The organism is Streptomyces sp. 147326 (genome assembly GCF_045000215.1).
GTDB lineage: Bacteria > Actinomycetota > Actinomycetes > Streptomycetales > Streptomycetaceae > Streptomyces.
Map to the genome: position 1 here is coordinate 3265862 of NZ_CP134201.1, position 16291 is coordinate 3282152.

12 protein-coding genes are annotated in these 16291 nt (G+C 73.1%); 2 read left to right on the forward strand and 10 right to left on the reverse strand.

Features of this window, described 5'->3' with window-relative positions; genetic code table 11:
• Nucleotides 1–74: 74 nt before the first annotated feature.
• Nucleotides 75–2756, forward strand: coding sequence for a YbhN family protein (locus tag RIU97_RS14240; RefSeq protein ID WP_404962840.1), 2682 nt, complete (start codon nt 75–77; stop codon nt 2754–2756).
• Nucleotides 2757–3084: 328 nt separating this feature from the next.
• The gene (locus RIU97_RS14245; RefSeq protein ID WP_404956754.1) at nt 3085–4680 is read left to right on the forward strand and encodes an alpha/beta hydrolase; all 1596 of its coding nucleotides are present in this window, start codon (nt 3085–3087) and stop codon (nt 4678–4680) included.
• A 74-nt stretch (nt 4681–4754) separates the two neighbouring features.
• Here the strand turns inward: RIU97_RS14245 and moeZ are convergent, their stop codons facing one another.
• The 10 genes from moeZ to RIU97_RS14295 all read right to left on the reverse strand — a co-directional run bounded on the left by moeZ (nt 4755) and on the right by RIU97_RS14295 (nt 16277).
• Nucleotides 4755–5933: an adenylyltransferase/sulfurtransferase MoeZ gene (moeZ, locus tag RIU97_RS14250; RefSeq protein ID WP_030709977.1), complete on the reverse strand. Its 1179-nt coding sequence runs from the start codon at nt 5931–5933 to the stop codon at nt 4755–4757.
• A gap of 63 nt (nt 5934–5996) precedes the next feature.
• Entirely contained in the window at nt 5997–6752 is a 756-nt protein-coding gene (locus RIU97_RS14255) for a spherulation-specific family 4 protein (RefSeq protein ID WP_404956756.1), read from the reverse strand.
• Nucleotides 6740–7750: an NAD-dependent epimerase/dehydratase gene (locus tag RIU97_RS14260; RefSeq protein ID WP_404956758.1), complete on the reverse strand. Its 1011-nt coding sequence runs from the start codon at nt 7748–7750 to the stop codon at nt 6740–6742. Before RIU97_RS14260 ends, RIU97_RS14255 begins: the two co-directional genes overlap by 13 nt.
• Nucleotides 7751–7881: 131 nt before the next feature.
• Nucleotides 7882–8820, reverse strand: coding sequence for a hypothetical protein (locus RIU97_RS14265; RefSeq protein ID WP_404956760.1), 939 nt, complete (start codon nt 8818–8820; stop codon nt 7882–7884).
• Complete coding sequence (locus RIU97_RS14270) at nt 8817–10427, reverse strand: DUF3492 domain-containing protein (protein ID WP_404956762.1); 1611 nt, start codon at nt 10425–10427, stop codon at nt 8817–8819. Before RIU97_RS14270 ends, RIU97_RS14265 begins: the two co-directional genes overlap by 4 nt.
• A gap of 177 nt (nt 10428–10604) precedes the next feature.
• Nucleotides 10605–12302 (reverse strand): dipeptide ABC transporter ATP-binding protein, encoded by a 1698-nt coding sequence (locus RIU97_RS14275; protein ID WP_404956764.1) that lies wholly within the window; start codon nt 12300–12302, stop codon nt 10605–10607.
• Nucleotides 12299–13291: an ABC transporter permease gene (locus RIU97_RS14280; RefSeq protein WP_404956766.1), complete on the reverse strand. Its 993-nt coding sequence runs from the start codon at nt 13289–13291 to the stop codon at nt 12299–12301. Before RIU97_RS14280 ends, RIU97_RS14275 begins: the two co-directional genes overlap by 4 nt.
• Complete coding sequence (locus RIU97_RS14285) at nt 13288–14271, reverse strand: ABC transporter permease (protein WP_404956768.1); 984 nt, start codon at nt 14269–14271, stop codon at nt 13288–13290. The genes RIU97_RS14280 and RIU97_RS14285 overlap by 4 nt, the downstream gene beginning before the upstream one ends.
• On the reverse strand, nt 14268–16007 hold the full coding sequence (locus RIU97_RS14290) for an ABC transporter substrate-binding protein (RefSeq protein WP_404956770.1): 1740 nt from the start codon (nt 16005–16007) through the stop codon (nt 14268–14270). The genes RIU97_RS14285 and RIU97_RS14290 overlap by 4 nt, the downstream gene beginning before the upstream one ends.
• A 174-nt stretch (nt 16008–16181) precedes the next feature.
• On the reverse strand, nt 16182–16277 hold the full coding sequence (locus RIU97_RS14295) for an Ms4533A family Cys-rich leader peptide (protein ID WP_319729120.1): 96 nt from the start codon (nt 16275–16277) through the stop codon (nt 16182–16184).
• Nucleotides 16278–16291 lie beyond the last annotated feature (14 nt).

The window sequence follows — 16291 nt, forward strand, 5'->3', positions numbered from 1 at the left end:
CGGACGACGGCGCGCGCCCAGACGACGGCGCCGCCCCCCGCCCCGAACCCGTTCCGGCGACGCCGCCGAAGGACCTGCCGAAGGCCCGCCCCGACGGTGACGCCGGCACCGGCACCGACGGCGGCACCGACGCAGAGAGCGGCGACGCGGAGGAGCCGCACGGCCACGCCTCCACGGCCGCCGACCGCGTCGAGGTCGACGAGCCGCTGCTCGCCGCCCGCGTGCACCGGCCGTCCGACCTCGTACGCCTCCTCGTCGGCATCCTCGGCATCGCCGTCCTGCTCGCCATCGCCGCCTTCGCCCACGGCACGACGGTCGGTCTCGAGGAGGACATCAGCAAGGGCACCGGCCAGGCGCCGGACCTGCTGATCAAGGTCGCGGCGCTCGTGTCCAGCATCGCCGTGCTGCTGCTGCCCGTCGCCTTCGCCATCGAGCGGCTGATCAAACGCGACGGGCTGCGCATCGCCGACGGCGTGCTCGCCGCCGTCCTCGCGCACGGCGTCACCCTCGCCACCGACCTGTGGGTCTCCCAGGCCGCCCCCGACACCATCCAGGACGCCCTGACCCGCTCGGCGGGCGGCGGGGCCCTGACCGACCCGGTGCACGGCTACCTCGCGCCCGTCATCGCGTACATGACCGCCGTCGGCATGACCCGCAGACCCCACTGGCGCGTGGCGCTGTGGGTGGTCCTGCTGCTCAACGCCCTCACCATGCTGGTCAACGGCTACACCACACCCTTCTCGATCATCCTCACCGTGCTGATCGGCTGGAGCGTCGCCTACGGCACCCTGTACGCCGTCGGCTCGCCCAATGTGCGCCCCACCGGGCAGAACCTCCTCGCCGGACTGCGCCGGGTCGGTTTCCAGCCGGTCAGCGCGATGCGCGCCGAGATGCCCGAGGGCTCCGAGGTGACCGAGGTGAACGACCGGGGCCGGCGCTACCACGTCACCCTGGAGGACGGCCCGCCGCTCGACGTCACCGTCGTCGACCGCGAGCAGCAGGCGCAGGGCTTCTTCTACCGGGTCTGGCGCCGCCTCACGCTGCGCGGCATCACCACGGGGCGCAGCCTGCTGTCGCTGCGCCAGGCGCTGGAGCAGGAGGCGCTCCTCGCGTACGCGGCCATCGCGGCCGGGGCCAACGCGCAGAAGCTGATCGCCACCTCCGAGCTCGGTCCGGACGCGGTGATGCTCGTGTACGAGCACCTGGGCGGCCGGACCCTGGACTCCGTCCCCGACGAAGAGATCACCGACGAGCTCAGCCGCAACGCGTGGGAGCAGGTACGGGCCCTCCAGTCGCGGCGGATCGCCCACCGGCGGCTCACCGGGGACGCCCTGGTGGTGGATCGTTCCGGCAACGTCATCCTCACCGACCTGCGGGGCGGCGAGATCGCCGCGGGCGATCTGGTGCTCCGGATGGACGTCGCCCAGCTGCTCACCACGCTCGGCCTGCGGGTCGGCGCGGAACGGTCGGTGGCCTCGGCGGTGTCGGTGCTCGGCCCGGACACGGTGGCGGACTGCCTGCCGCTGCTCCAGCCCATCGCGCTGAGCCGTTCCACCCGGGCGACGCTGCGCAAGCTGGCCCGGGAGCGGGCGGAGCGGCAGCGGGAGGCCGTACTGGAGTCCTCGCGGGCGGCGAAGGCGGCGCGCGAGGCGGAGTCCGCGGCCTCCGCGACCGCGGTGCCCGCCTCGGCGGCGGCCGACCGCAAGGCGGAGAAGAGGGCCCTGGACGACGCGCTGGACGGGGCGCGCGAGGAGGACCTGCTCAGCCAGATCCGCCAGCAGGTGCTGCTGATCCGCCCGCAGGCTCCGGTGGAGCCGGCCCGGCTGGAGCGGATCCGGCCGCGCACGCTGGTGTCGTTCATCGCGGGCGCGTTCGGTGCGTACTTCCTGCTCACGCAGCTCGCCCACGTGGACTTCGCGACGATCATCAGCGAGGCGCAGTGGGGCTGGGTCGGGGCGGCGCTGGCCTTCTCGGCGCTGACGTACTTCGCGGCGGCCATGAGCCTGCTGGGCTTCGTGCCGGAGCGGGTGCCGTTCCTGCGGACCGTGGTGGCGCAGGTGGCCGGCTCGTTCGTGAAGCTGGTGGCCCCGGCGGCGGTCGGCGGTGTAGCGCTGAACACCCGCTTCCTGCAGCGGGCGGGGGTCCGGCCGGGCCTTGCCGTGGCGAGCGTGGGCGCCTCCCAGCTCTTCGGGCTGGCCAGCCACATCCTGCTGCTGCTGTCCTTCGGTTACCTGACCGGAACCGAGAAGACCCCCGAGATGACCCCCTCCCGGGCGGTCATCGCGGGGCTGCTGACGGTCGCGGTGCTCGTGCTGGTGGTGACGGCGGTCCCGTTCATGCGGAAGTTCGTCGTGACGCGGGTGCGGGCGCTGTTCGCGGGCGTGGTGCCGCGCATGCTGGACGTGCTCCAGCGGCCCAAGAAGCTGATGACCGGCATCGGCGGGATGCTGCTGCTGACCGGCTGCTTCGTGATGTGCCTCGACGCGTCGATCCGCGCGTTCGGGGGCGGCGAGGCCATCAGCTACGCGAGCATCGCGGTGGTCTTCCTGGCGGGCAACGCGCTGGGGTCGGCGGCGCCGACCCCGGGCGGCATGGGCGCGGTGGAGACCACACTGACGCTGGGGCTGATCGCGGCCGGGCTGGAGAAGGAGGTCGCGATCTCGGCGGTGCTGTTGTTCCGGCTGATGACGTTCTGGCTGCCGGTGCTGCCGGGGTGGATCTCGTTCAACTTCTTGACCCGCAAGGAAGCCATTTAGCCTCCGGCTCGGTCTGCGGGTTTCGGGGCCGCGCCCCGGACCCCTTACGGCGCTCCGCGCCCGCGCCTCAAACGCCGGCGAGGCTGAAAGACCGGGGCTCCGCCCCGAACCCCGGTCCTCAAACGCCGGACGGGCTGAAAAATCCAGCCCCGCCGGCGTTTGAGGCGCGGGGTCTGGGGCGGAGCCCCGGGAAACGGCGCCGCCCGCTCCCTCCTGGACGCCGCCCCCTCCCTGACCGCCGCCTGAGGCGAACCCGGCCAGACCCGGCCCCGGACCCGTTTGGGTCAGCGCGGGGGCGGGGGTGGCGGAGGGCGCACAGGATGGAGTCATGCCGAGAAACGCCTGGCGGGTCACCGCCGCCGCCGCACTCGCCGCCGCTCTGCTCTCCACGGCCGCGTGCTCCGACGACGGCGAAGGGAAGCAGCCGAAGGCCGACGGCACCAAGCCGGCCAAGCCCCTCAAGTGGGGTGACTGCGACGCCCCCACCCCCGCGCAGGGCAGCGGCCCGGTCCCGCCCAAGGACTGGCAGTGCGCCACTCTCGACGTCCCCCTCGACTACGCCGACCCGGGGGGCGAGACCATCCCGATCGCCCTCATCCGCGCCAAGGCCCGCGACCAGAAGAATCGTCTCGGTTCCCTGGTCTTCAACTTCGGCGGCCCCGGCGGCTCCGGCGTCGCCACCCTCCCCGGCGCCGCCAAGGAGTACGAGGCCCTGCGCGCCCGGTACGACCTGGTCAGCTTCGACCCCCGCGGGGTGGGCGCCAGCGCTCCCGTCCGCTGCGAGGACGACAAGCAGCTGGACGTGTACTACTCCCAGGACTCCTCCCCGGACACCCCGCAGGAGGAGAAGACCTACGTCGACAACATCAAGAAGTACCAGCAGGCCTGCAAGGACAAGTCCGGCAAGCTCCTCCCCCACGTCGGCACCCCGGACGCCGCCCGCGACCTGGACCGCATCCGTCAGGCCCTCGGCGACGAGAAGCTGAACTACTTCGGCGTCTCCTACGGCACCGAGCTCGGCGGGGTCTACGCCCACCTCTTCCCCAAGAACGTCGGCAAGGCCGTCTTCGACGCGGTCGTGGACCCGACCAAGAACTCCGAGGAAGGGGCGATGGGCCAGGCCAAGGGCTTCCAGCTCGCCCTCGACAACTTCGCCCAGGACTGCGTGGACCGCGGCGACGAGTGCCAGCTCCAGGGCAGCACGCCCAAGGAGATCGAGGCCAACATCATCAAGCTCCAGAAGGAGCTGGCCGCGAAGCCCATCGCGGGCATCGGGGACCGGCAGCTCACCGAGAGCGCCGCCACCAACGGCATCGCGCAGGCCCTGTACTCCAAGGAGCTGTGGCCGCTGCTGGAGCAGGGCCTCGACGAGGCGGAGGGCGGGCAGGGGCAGCTGCTGCTGGCCCTGTCCGACGCGCTCAACGGCCGGGACCAGCAAGGGCGTTACAGCAACATCGGCGCCGCGAACACCGCCATCAACTGTGTGGACTCCAAGGACCGTTACACCCTGGAGGAGACCAAGGCCAAGCTGGCCGCGTTCCGTTCGGCCTCGCCCGTCTTCGGGGACTTCCTCGGCTGGGCCATGATGAGCTGCACCGACTGGCCGGTGCCGGGCACCTGGGAGACCCCGGACGTCTCCGCCCCCGGCTCCGCCCCGATCCTGGTGATCGGCAACACCGGCGACCCGGCCACCCCGTACGAGGGCGCCCGCAAGATGGTGGAGCGGCTCGGCCCCGGCGTGGGCGTGGAGCTCACGTACAAGGGCGAGGGGCACGGCGCGTACAACAGCGGTGATCCCTGTGTGCAGGAGGCCGTCAACACGTACCTGCTGGACGGGAAGACGCCGAAGGCGGGCACCGTCTGCACCGCGAGCCCCGACGCCACGGGGACGCCCGTCGCGCCGGAGGATCCGGCGGGTGCCTGATCCGGATCGGAGTCCGGGGAACGCCGGAGGGGCCGTACCGGGCGACGCGCGCGGTACGGCCCCTCCGGGGTGGGCTAGTAGACCGGCTTCTCGGGCTCGATCTGGTGGACCCAGCCGATGACGCCGCCGCCGACGTGCACCGCGTCCGCGAAGCCCGCGGACTTCAGGACCGCGAGGACTTCCGCACTGCGGACACCCGTCTTGCAGTGCAAGACGATGCGCTTGTCCTGCGGCAGGTCCTGGAGGGCCGTGCCCATCAGGAACTCGCCCTTGGGGATCAGCTTCGCGCCGGGGATCGAGACGATCTCGTACTCGTTGATCTCGCGGACGTCGATGATCTCGATGGGCTCGTCGTTGTCGATCCACTCCTTGAGCTGCTTGGGAGTGATCGTCGAGCCGAGCGCGGCCTCCTGGGCCTCCTCCGACACGACGCCGCAGAAGGCCTCGTAGTCGATGAGCTCGGTGACGGTCGCGTTCGGGCCGCAGACCGCGCAGTCGGGGTCCTTGCGGACCTTGACCTGGCGGTACTGCATCTCCAGGGCGTCGTAGATCATCAGGCGGCCGACCAGCGGCTCGCCGACGCCGGTGAGGACCTTGATGGCCTCGGTGACCTGGATGGACCCGATGGACGCGCAGAGCACGCCCAGCACGCCGCCCTCGGCGCAGCTCGGGACCATGCCCGGCGGCGGGGGCTCCGGGTAGAGGCAGCGGTAGCACGGGCCGTGCTCGGACCAGAAGACCGAGGCCTGGCCGTCGAAGCGGTAGATCGAGCCCCACACGTACGGCTTGTTCAGCAGCACGCAGGCGTCGTTGACGAGGTAGCGCGTGGCGAAGTTGTCCGTGCCGTCGACGATGAGGTCGTACTGGCTGAAGATCTCCATCACGTTCTCGGCTTCGAGCCGCTCTTCGTGCAGCACCACGTTCACGTACGGGTTGATGCCCAGCACGCTGTCGCGGGCCGACTCGGCCTTGGAACGGCCGATGTCCGCCTGGCTGTGGATGATCTGGCGCTGCAGGTTCGACTCGTCGACCTCGTCGAACTCCACGATGCCCAGCGTGCCGACGCCGGCCGCGGCCAGGTACATGAGGGCGGGCGAGCCGAGGCCGCCCGCGCCCACGGCCAGCACCTTGGCGTTCTTCAGGCGCTTCTGGCCGTCCATCCCGACATCCGGGATGATCAGGTGGCGGGAGTACCGACGGACCTCGTCAACGGTGAGCTCAGCAGCTGGCTCGACCAGGGGTGGCAGCGACACGGGGACTCCGTAGATGGTGACGTCTTAACGGTGGGTCTCTCCGTAACACTGCCACGCCCGTCTTCATTCCAAGACACCTGTCCCAATTCGTGAGACGATTTCGTCCCAGTACCCGGGCATCGAGGCCCACGGGTCACGGTCGCCGACGGCCCGCCGGTCCGTGAACCAGATGGTGCCCGCGCCCTGCCAGCGGGCGATCCTCATCGCCTCCTCCAGGTGCGTGCGCGGCACCCCGTGGACCAGGTGGCAGAACCGCTCCGCCGGATGGTCGGCGGTCCACTCCGCCACCTGCGACCACCGGTAGTCGGCCCAGGCTCCGGAGAAGGTGACCAGCTGGTCGGCGGCCTCCGCATAGCCCTCGTACGGGTGCGTGCCGTGCCCGAGCACGATCCGCAGGTCCTCCCCGAGACCGCGCAGGGTCTCGGCGACCCGGCACACCGAGGCCAGATCCGCCTTGTCGGCCGGGGCCTCGGCCAGGTAGAAGCCGCCGACCCCGTACCAGTCGCGGAAGCGGTGGGCGTCGGAGACCAACTCCCCGAAGGACCGCGATCCGTCCCGCATCGCGAGATGGCCGAGGACCGTGCCGCCCGCGCCGCGCAGCTTCGCCGCCGCTTCCGTGCAGTGCGGGTCGGGCCGCCCGCCGGGACCGTCGGTGACGTTGAGCACGGCCCAGTGCAGCGGGGTGCCGGGGCGGGTCAGTTCGGCCCACTCGACCGGCGCGAGCAGCGGGTGCGCGTAGCCGGGGATGCCGAGGCCGAGGCGGCCGGCCTCGGTCGCGGCGGCGGTCATCGCCCCCGGCGGCGTGGTCAGATGCGGCACGCCGCCTCCATCCAGATGTCCGCGAGGGACTCCTCCAGGTTGATCCGGGGCCGCCAGCCGAGCCGGTCGCGGGCGGTACGGACGTCCGCCTGCTGCCAGGCCCCGCAGCCGTCGGGGTACGGGTACGGCTGGGGGGCCGCGGCCGAGAGCTGCTCCGCGGTGGCCTCGGAGCGGGGGGATCCGATGGAGGCGAGCCCGGCCGGGCGGCCGGGGTGCGGGTGCCCCTGCGGGGATCCGCCGTGCGGGACGTCCAGCTCGTGCAGGGCGCCTCCGTACCCGGCGACCCGGGCCAGGACGGCGGCCGCGTCCCGCAGCCGGACCGCCCGGCCGGTGCCGATGTTGACGACGCCCTGGGCGGCGGACAGGGAAGCGGCGTGCACGGCCCGCGCCACGTCCCGTACGTCGACGAAGTCGCGCTGCACACCCAGCCCGCTGAGCTTCAGTTCGCCGTCGCCCGACTGCATCGCGCGGCGCATGGCCTCGGCGAGCCGGCCGAGCGGCGATCCGGCGGGGGTGCCGGGGCCGACGGGCGAGAAGATCCGCAGGACGACGGCGTCCAGCCCGGAGCCGAGCACGAGCTCGGTGGCGGCCAGTTTGCTGACGCCGTACGGCCCGCCGGGTCTCGGCACGGCGTCCTCGGCCGTGGAGGATCCGGGCTGGCTGGGCCCGTACTCGGCGGCGCAGCCGAGCTGGACGAGGCGCGCCCCGCAGCCGCTGCGGCGCAGCGACTCGCAGATCGTGGCGACGGCGACGGTGTTGTGCCGGGTGAGGTCCCGGGCCCCGCCCCGGGTGGCGCCGGCACAGTTGATGACGACGCCGGGGTGGACGGCGTCGAGGAAGCGGGTCAGCGCGCCGGGGCTGCCGGTGGCGAGGTCGAAGCGGACGTCGGCGTCGTCGCCGCGGCCGAGCGCGGTGAGCTGGACGGCGGGGTCGGCGAGCAGCCGGTCGGCGACGTAGCGGCCGAGGTATCCGTTGGCTCCGATCAGCAGCACCCTCATCGCGTGACCCCTTGTTCGGTTGGCTGGCCGGTCATGTCTGTTTCTCCTTGCGGACGGGTGGATGGATGGGGCGGGGTACGGGTAAAGCGCCTCGGCGTCGGCTCCGAAGGTCGGTGGTCGTCCCCGCGCCGTCAGGGCCGCGCGTGCGCGGATGCACGGGACAGGGCGAGGACGGCGTGTACGAGGAGTCCGGCCGCGGCGGCGAGTGCCGCGGCCGGGACCGGGATCAGGGCGAGGGCGAGTGCGGCTCCGACGGGACCGCGGTGGGCCCCGTGCCGGAGCAGGAGGCGGGTCAGGAACAGCAGCAGGGCGAGCGGCACGGCCACCGGGAGCGGGGTGCCGGCGAGCGCGGCCGCCCCCGCGGCGGCCCCGGTGAACACGGCGACGGCCGCGAGGAGCAGGGGCCGGGCCCGGTCCGCGAAGTCCTCCAGGGCGCGGCTCCCGCCGAGCCGGGCGCGGGCCCCCGCGGCGAACGCGGCGGCGAGCAGGTGCCCGGGGGCGACGGCCAGCGCGAGGGCGACGGCGAGGGCGGGGCCGTGCCGGTGCGCGGCCCAGGCGACGAGGGCCGCGGCCAGCAGGTGCGCGGCGTAGGGGAACCGGTCCCCGGCGGTCCGCCCCGGCCACACCAGGGCGGCGACGGCCGCGGCCACGGCGACGGGCCCGGCCCATGCCTGCCCGGCGGCGGCCGCGCCGGACGCGAGGGCCCCGGGTAGCAGCGCGTAGCCGAAGCCCCGGAAGGCCGGGGGCCCTGCGGAGTCCCGGCCGGGCTGGGCGGCGGGGTGCTCGCCGCGCGGGCTCCGGGCGTACAGCTCCTCGGCGAGCGAGAAGACGTCGCGGTGGCGGAAGCGGGCGGCGGTGCGGTCGGTGATGCCGTGGGCTTCCAGCCCGGCGGCGATCTCCAGCGGGTCCACGGCCCGCTCGCACAGCTCCCGGTGCCGGTGCAACAACGCCTTGACGGGATCCCCACCGGCACGCCGCCGCACGGGCTTCGCAGCCGCCTCGCCCAATCCAGCTTCGCCGGCTGAATGGGCTCCCGGCGAGGCGGTCGTCTGGGGGTCGACGGTGGTCATACGGCGGCCTCCGGGGTCGAGTCCGGCAGGGGCTCGGCCCAGGTGGGGCTGGTCCAGTGGCCCGGTACCTGCGCTTCCGGGGGCCGGGCGAAGGGGACCTCCCCGGCCGGCCGGGCGGAGCCCTTGGCCAGCAGCCGCAGGTAGATCTCCTGGAAGGCCGCCACGTTCTGCTCGACCGTGAAGAGCTCCAGGGCCCGCGCCCGGGCGGCCGCGCCCAGCCGCTGCGCCCGCTCGGGATCGCGCAGCAGCGACAGGCAGGCGTCGGCGAGCGCCCGGGGATTGCGCGGCGGGACGACGAGCCCGGTGCCGCCGATGACCTCGAACACCGCGCCCACGTCGGTGGAGACGGTGGCCCGGCCGCAGAACATCGCCTCGGCCAGGGTGACCGGGAAGCCCTCGATGACGGAGGACAGCACGACGACGCGCCCCGCGCCGTACGCCTCGGCCGAGGAGGGCGCGTCGGGTCCGCCGATCTCCTCGAAGGTGACGGGGTTCTCCCCGACCGTGACCGCGTCGGCGGCCTCGTCGGGGAAGAGCTGCGCGGCCAGGGAGCGGCAGTCGGCGAGGTAGCCGGGGGCCGCGGCCGTGGCGAAGATCCGCAGCCGGGTGTGGGGCTCGGCCCTGCGCACCTCGGCGAAGGCGTGCAGCAGGGCGATGAGGTCCTTGGCGGGCTCTATCCGGCCGACCCACACGAGCGTGTCCGGGTCCCCGCAGTCCGCGGCTTCGCCGACGGTGGCGAATCGGTCCGCCTCCATCCCCGGGTAGACGGTGCGCAGCCGTTCCCGGGTGGCTCCGCACTTCTCCTGCCAGCGGCGGGCGTGCGCGTTCCCGGGGGTCAGGAAGTCGGCCCGGGCGTAGATCTCGGCGGCCAGCCGCAGGTGGAAGGCGCCGAGCAGGGCCCGTACGGCGGGGCGGTCGGCCGGCTCGCGCCGTGCGTCGAGCTGGGCGAGGTAGTGGGCCCGGAGCTGGACCCCGTACTCGGTCACCAGCAGCGGGACTCCGCAGAAGCGTTTGGCCAGCAGCCCCGGGAGGGCCGCCACCCCGCCCGCCGCCGCGTGACAGATGTCGGCCGCGCCGAGACCGCCGGGGTCCTCGTACCAGTCGAGGGACAACGGCCGCAGCAGCCGCTCCAGTTCGTCCACGAACTCCAGCAGGTCGGTCACCTGCGCCGCCCGTACGGTGCCGCTCGCGCCCGGCGCCCGGCAGGCGGACTCCAGCGCGCGCACCGCGGACTCGGAGCGCAGTGCCGCGTACAGCCCGCCCTGTTCGCGGGCGAGTTCGGCGAGTCCGTACAGCCCTGAGGCGAAGGGGTCGGGTGCGCCGGCGCAGATCCCCCGGACCAGTTCCCGGAAGCAGTCGCCGAACCGTCGGCGCTCGCGCCGGGAGTAGCTCCGTCCGTCGTCGGCGGGGGCCCACAGGGGGGCCGTCCGGACGCCGGTGACGTGCTCGGGCAGCGGGACCCGTGCGCGTTCCTGCTCGGCGCTGCGGCTCAGTGCGTAGAGCTCGAACTCGTGCTGCGGGAGCCCGCGCACGAGCCGGTCGCACCACAGCCTCGCCTCTCCCGTCGCATACGGATAACCACCTTCCGTGATCAGTCCGATCCGCACGAGTGGCACCCCCGATCTCCCGTTCAGGCGGTCGCCGTCGGTCAGGCGACCCGCCGCGGGAGAACTCAAGCGGATATGCCGAAGGCGCGACGGACGGTTGTCCGTCGCGCCACCGGAAGGGGTGAAGAGTCGTAACTTTCCCGTACGGTTCGCGTTCGAGCACGCTAGAAGTACGACCTAGGCGAAGGCCTCCTGCCGCGAGGTGCGGCGCTCGGCGGCCAGTGCGGGATCCAGTGCCGGGACGGCTGCCAGCAGCTGGCGGGTGTAGGCGTGGGCCGGGCGGTCGTAGACCTCGTCCACCGGGCCCTCCTCCACGACCTCGCCGGCCCGCATGACGGCCACCCGGTCGCTGACCTGCCGGACCACGGCGAGGTCGTGCGCGATGAAGACCAGGGCGACGCCGAGCTCCCGCTGGAGTTCCGCCAGCAGCGCGGTGACCTGCGCCTGCGTGGTCACGTCGAGGGCCGAGACCGGCTCGTCGCAGACGATCAGCCGGGGGCGGGGCGCCAGGGCGCGGGCGATGCCGACCCGCTGGCGCTGGCCGCCGCTGAACTCGTGCGGGTAGCGGTCGTAGTGCCGGGGCTCCAGCCCGACGCGCAGCAGCAGCTCCCCGACCCGGGCCCGCACGGCCGCCTCGTCCCGCTCTCCGGCCGCGCGCAGCGGGTCGGCGATGGACTCGCCGATGGAGCGGCGCGGGTTGAGGGAGGACACCGGGTCCTGGAACACCATCTGCACGCCGTCCGCGATCCCGCCGGCCGGGGCGCCGTCCCGGCGGATCTGCCCGGATGTGGGCTCCAGCAGCCCGACGAGGATCCGCCCGAGCGTGCTCTTGCCGCTGCCGCTCTCCCCCACGATCCCCAGCGTCTCCCCGGCCCGCACGGCGAGCGAAACGCCGCCGACGGCCACGACCCGCCGCTTCCCCCGCCCGAACTCCCGCCGCACCCCGAACACTTCGACCACGGGCTCCGCCGCCGGATCCGGCCCCGCCGGGGGCGCGTCCGGCCCCGCCGCACTGGTCAGCCCCGCCGGCGTTTGAGGCGCGGGGTCCGGGGCGGAGCCCCGATCTCGTAGGCGCGGCCCGTCCAGCCTCGGCACCGCCGCCAGCAAGGCCTTGGTGTACGGGTCGGCGGGCGCCGAGAGGACCGACCCCACCTCTCCCCGCTCCACGGCGCAGCCACCCCGCATGACCAGCAGCTCGTCCACGCTCTCCGCCGCCACCCCCACGTCGTGGGTGACCAGCAGCAGCCCGAGTCCCCTCTCCTCCCGCAGCCCGTGCAGCAGGTCCAGGATCTGCGCCTGGACGGTGACGTCCAGCGCGGTGGTCGGCTCGTCGGCGATCAGCAGCCGCGGTTCGCAGGCCAGCGCCATCGCGATGAGGACCCGCTGCCGCATGCCGCCGCTGAACTCGTGCGGCCGCGCGCGGGAGCGGCGTACCGCGTCCGGGATGCCGACCCGGTCCAGCACCTCGACGGCCCGGGCGCGGGCGGCCCGCCGGGAGACGTCCGCGTGGACCCGGTACACCTCGGCGATCTGGTCGCCGATGGCGTAGTACGGGTCGAGGGAGCTCAGCGGGTCCTGGAAGACCATGGCGGCGGTTCCGCCGCGCAGCCGGCGCAGTTCGGCCGACGTGGCCGCGGCCACGTCGGTGCCGCCGACCCGGACGGTCCCGGCCAGCCGGGCGCCCGTTCCGCGGTGCAGTCCCAGCAGGGCCGCGGCCACGGTGGACTTGCCGCTGCCGGATTCGCCCACGATGCCCAGGGCGCGTCCCGCGTCCAGGGTGAAGGAGAGCCCGTCCACGGCCCGTACGTACTCCCCCGCACCGCCGACCGCGAAGTCGACCACGAGGCCGTCGACCTCCACCAGTGGTTGCGTCATGCGAGGGTCACCCTTCGGTCCGCGGCGGCGTACAACAGGTCGGCGATCGCGCCCGCGAGGACCACGGCCGTGCCGATGGCCAGGACGACGCCCACCACGACGGGCAGGTCCACGACCCGCACCCCGTCGATGAGGGTCTTGCCGAGGCCGGGGATCCCGAACAGCGACTCGGTCAGCACGGCGCCGCCGATCATCGTGCCGAAGTCCACGGCGCTGAGCGCGATCACGGGGGCCACGGCGCCGCGCACCGCGTGCCGGGTGACGACGGCCCGCTCCCCCACCCCGTAGGCGCGGAAGGTGCGGATGTGGTCCTCGGCGAGCGTCTCCAGCGTCGAACTGCGCGTGAGGCGCGCGTACTTGGCGCTCTCGAAGAGGCCGAGCGTCACCCAGGGCAGGAGCAGGTTCCAGGCCCACTGCTCGGGGTCCTCGGTCAGCGGTACGTACGTCGGGAAGGGCAGCCACTGGAGGTAGGCGCAGACGCTCATGAGCAGCAGCAGTCCCAGGATGAAGACGGGGGTGCCCGTCCCGGCGAGCGTGAGGACGGTCAGCACCCGTTCGGTGATGCCGCCGCGGCGCAGCGCGGACAGCAGCCCGGTGCCGACGCCGACCACCAGCCAGATCACCAGCGCGCCCAGTGCGAGCGAGAGGGTGGCGGGCAGCCGCTCCAGGATCAGCTCGGTGACCTGCTGGTCGTTCTGGTACGAGAATCCCAGGCAGGGAGCGTCGCAGTGCAGGACGAGCCCGGCGCCGCCGGAGTAGTCCCGGCCCACCAGCAGCCCCTGGAGGAAGTGCAGGTACTGGGCGACCGCGGACTCGTTCAGCCCGAGCTGTTCGCGTACCTGGGCGATCTGCGCCGGGTTGCAGCGCTCCCCGCAGGCGAGGCGGGCGGGGTCGCCGGGGGCGAGGTAGAAGAGGGCGTAGATGAGGACGGACAGCGTGAGCAGCACGAGCAGGGCGCCGCCGGTCCGTTTGAGCAGGAAGCGCGTCACTGCTTGCGCTCCTTTCTGGTGCCGACCCGCAGGCGGGAGCCTTCGCGCGGGTCGAGGGCCGTGCGGACGGCGTCGCCGAGCACGGTGAAGGCGAGCACGGTGACGAAGAGCAGCCCGGCGGGGAGCAGGACGTAGGCGGGGTCGGCGCGGAACCAGGTCTGGGCGCTGGACAGCATCTGTCCCCAGGAGGGGGTGGGCGGTTTCACGCCGACCCCGAGGAAGGACAGCGAGGCCTCGGCCACCATGGCGGTGGGCACCTTGATCGCGGCGAGGGTGATGACGGGCGCGGCCAGCGAGGGCAGCAGTTCGCGGCGGGCGATCCGCAGCGTGCCGTTGCCGGAGAGCCGGGCGGCGTCCACGAAGTCCAGGTCGCGCAGGGCGAGGGTCTGGGCGCGCACCATCCGGGCGATGCCGCCCCAGTCGAGCAGTCCGATGATCAGGATCAGCAACAGCGGCCGCGGGAAGTCGGGCGGGACGACGGCGGTGAGCGCGATGCCGAGCACCAGCATGGGCAGGGCGATCATCACGTCGGTGAACCGGCCGATGAGCTGTCCCGCGAAACGGTTGCCGAGGGCGGCGGCGAGTCCGGCGGCCACCCCGACGACGGTCTGTACGACGGTGGCGCCGAGGGCGACGAGCAGGGAGATCCGGGCGCCGTGGACGAGCCGGGTGAACAGGTCGCGGCCGGTGCCCGGTTCGACGCCGAGCCAGTGGTCGGCGGAGATCCCGCCGAAGGAGCCGTACGGGACGCCGCCGCGCGCGGAGTCGACGAGGTCGTCGTGGTACGCGTTCGGGTCCTGGCCGGTGAGCTGGGCGAGCAGGGGCGCGGTGAGGGCGAGCAGGACGAGCAGGGCGAGGACGCCGGCCGCCGCGAGGGCCGCGGGGCGGCGGCGCAGGCGCCGCCCGACCTGGCGCGCGGTGCCCGCGCCCGGGGTGGCGATCCCGGGCGCGGGCACCGACGGTTCGGCGGTGACGGTCACTTGACGGAGACCTGCGAGATGTCGAGGACGCCCGTCCAGTCGCTGATCACGACGTTCTTGACGTCCTTGCCGACGAGCCGCTTGTAGACCGGGTGGAAGAGCGGCACGTCGAGGGCCTGCTCGCCGATCTTCTTGTCGAGGGCGCCCCAGCGCTTGCCGGCGGCCGCGAGGTCGGTCAGTTTGGCGATCTCGTCGATCTCGGCGTTCACGGCCGGGTCGTTCAGCTGCGCGTGGTTGTAGTTGGAGCCGTTGGCCACGATCTGCCGGCCGTCGAAGATCGGGGCGAGGAAGGGCCCGCCGGACGGCCAGTCGGCGCCCCAGCGGGAGAGGAAGAAGCCGGGGGTGTTGCTGGCGTCCCAGCGCTTCTCGTTGAAGGCGTTGTTCTCCAGGCCCTCCAGCTTGACCGTGATCCCGGCGGCGGCGAGCGCCTGCTGGACGGCGGTGGCGACCTCGGGGCTGGTCTGGCGGTTCTGCGCGGTGGAGTGGGTCAGGGTGACGGTGACGCCGTCGGGGAAGCCGGCCTCCTTGAGCAGTTCCCTGGCCTTGGCCGGGTCGCCGGTCTTGCCCGCCGGGAAGTGGTCGTAGGGCGTGAAGCCGAAGGCCTCGCGCTCGGGCAGGAAGGTGGTGGCGGGCTCGGCGAGCGCGGAGCCGCCCGCCGCGTTGACCACGCTGGTGCGGTTGATCGCGTAGGAGACGGCCTGGCGCACCTTCGGGTTGTCGAAGGGGGCCGCCTTCGGGTTGAAGGCCAGGTAGTTGACGTAGCCGAAGTGGCCGGTGCCGATGCGCCCCTCCAGCTCCTTGTTGCTGCCGATCTGGGCCAGCTCGGCGGGCCCGAGGTTGGTGTCGGTGGTGATGGCCGCCGCGTCGGCGCCGGAGCTGGTGGACAGGCGCTGGTTGATGACGGCGGAGTCCAGCCCCGAGCGGACGTCGATCTTGTCCGGGTAGGCCTTGCGCTCCTCGTCGGTCTTCTCGTCCCAGTGCTCGTTGCGCTCCAGGGTGAGGTGCTCGCCGTCGTTGTCGTTCTTGACGACCTTGTACGGGCCGGAGGAGACGGGGTGCTCCTCGTACTTGACCCCGGTGTCCTTGGCCTTGGGGACGGGTGCGAACTGGGTCTGGGTGGCGACGAAGGGGAACTCGCCCTCGGGCTTGCGCAGTGTGAAGACGATGGTCTTCGCGTCGGGCACGACGATCGAGTCGAGGCCCTTGCCGCCGTCCTTGTAGGGGCCCTCGTACGTCTCGCCGCCGACCAGCCAGTCCCGCAGGTACGGGGCGCCGCCCGACAGCTCGCCGGCGAAGGACCGCTCGATGCCGTACTTGATGTCGGCGGCGGTGATCGGGGTGCCGTCCTCGTACTTCAGCCCGTCCTTGAGCGTGTAGGTCCACTCCGTGGCGTCGGCGTTGGGCCTGCCGGTGTCGGTGGCCAGGTCGGGCACGACCTTGGTGCCGGCCGCCCCGGCTTCGCGGTTGCGGGTGGTCAGCGTGCGGAAGACCAGCGAGGGAACGTTTCCGCCGCCCGAGGTGTAGAGCCGGGCCGGGTCGAAGTCGCTCTGCGGCTCGGAGTTGAGGACGGTCAGGGTGCCGCCCTTCTGCGGCGCACCCCCGGCGGCGCCCGGCTTGTCGCCCGAACCGGCCTTGTCCGCGGCGTCCTTGGGCCCGCAGGCGGCGGCGCCCCCGGCCAGTACGAGGCTGACGGCGACCGCGGCCACGCGGCGCGATATGTGGGACTGACGCAACATCGGAGAAGGACCTCTCGGCGTGAAGGAAGAAAGGAGGAGGGGAGGAAAAGGCCACGCCAGGGGCAGCGATCGGCGCCGAAATGGTCACCGATGACGAAAGAGCCGCGCCTGCGGGCATGCGTACACCCGGGCGCGGCGAAATACGGAAAAGGGTCGCGGCGCTTCAGGCAGGCGTCAGCGACAGAAGATGTCGGCCACGCTGTGCGCGGTCACACCAAGCAGCGCCAGCTCAATGGCGGCGCTCGCGGTCATGGTGTGGTGCTGCGACATGCGGAGAACCATCG

Coding starts and splice junctions, on each gene's coding strand:
- RIU97_RS14245 (WP_404956754.1), top strand. CDS start 3,085: ATGCCGAGAAACGCCTGGCGGGTCACCGCCGCCGCCGCACTCGCCGCC.
- RIU97_RS14260 (WP_404956758.1), bottom strand. CDS start 7,750: ATGAGGGTGCTGCTGATCGGAGCCAACGGATACCTCGGCCGCTACGTC.
- RIU97_RS14265 (WP_404956760.1), bottom strand. CDS start 8,820: ATGACCACCGTCGACCCCCAGACGACCGCCTCGCCGGGAGCCCATTCA.
- RIU97_RS14275 (WP_404956764.1), bottom strand. CDS start 12,302: ATGACGCAACCACTGGTGGAGGTCGACGGCCTCGTGGTCGACTTCGCG.
- RIU97_RS14290 (WP_404956770.1), bottom strand. CDS start 16,007: ATGTTGCGTCAGTCCCACATATCGCGCCGCGTGGCCGCGGTCGCCGTC.
- RIU97_RS14295 (WP_319729120.1), bottom strand. CDS start 16,277: ATGTCGCAGCACCACACCATGACCGCGAGCGCCGCCATTGAGCTGGCG.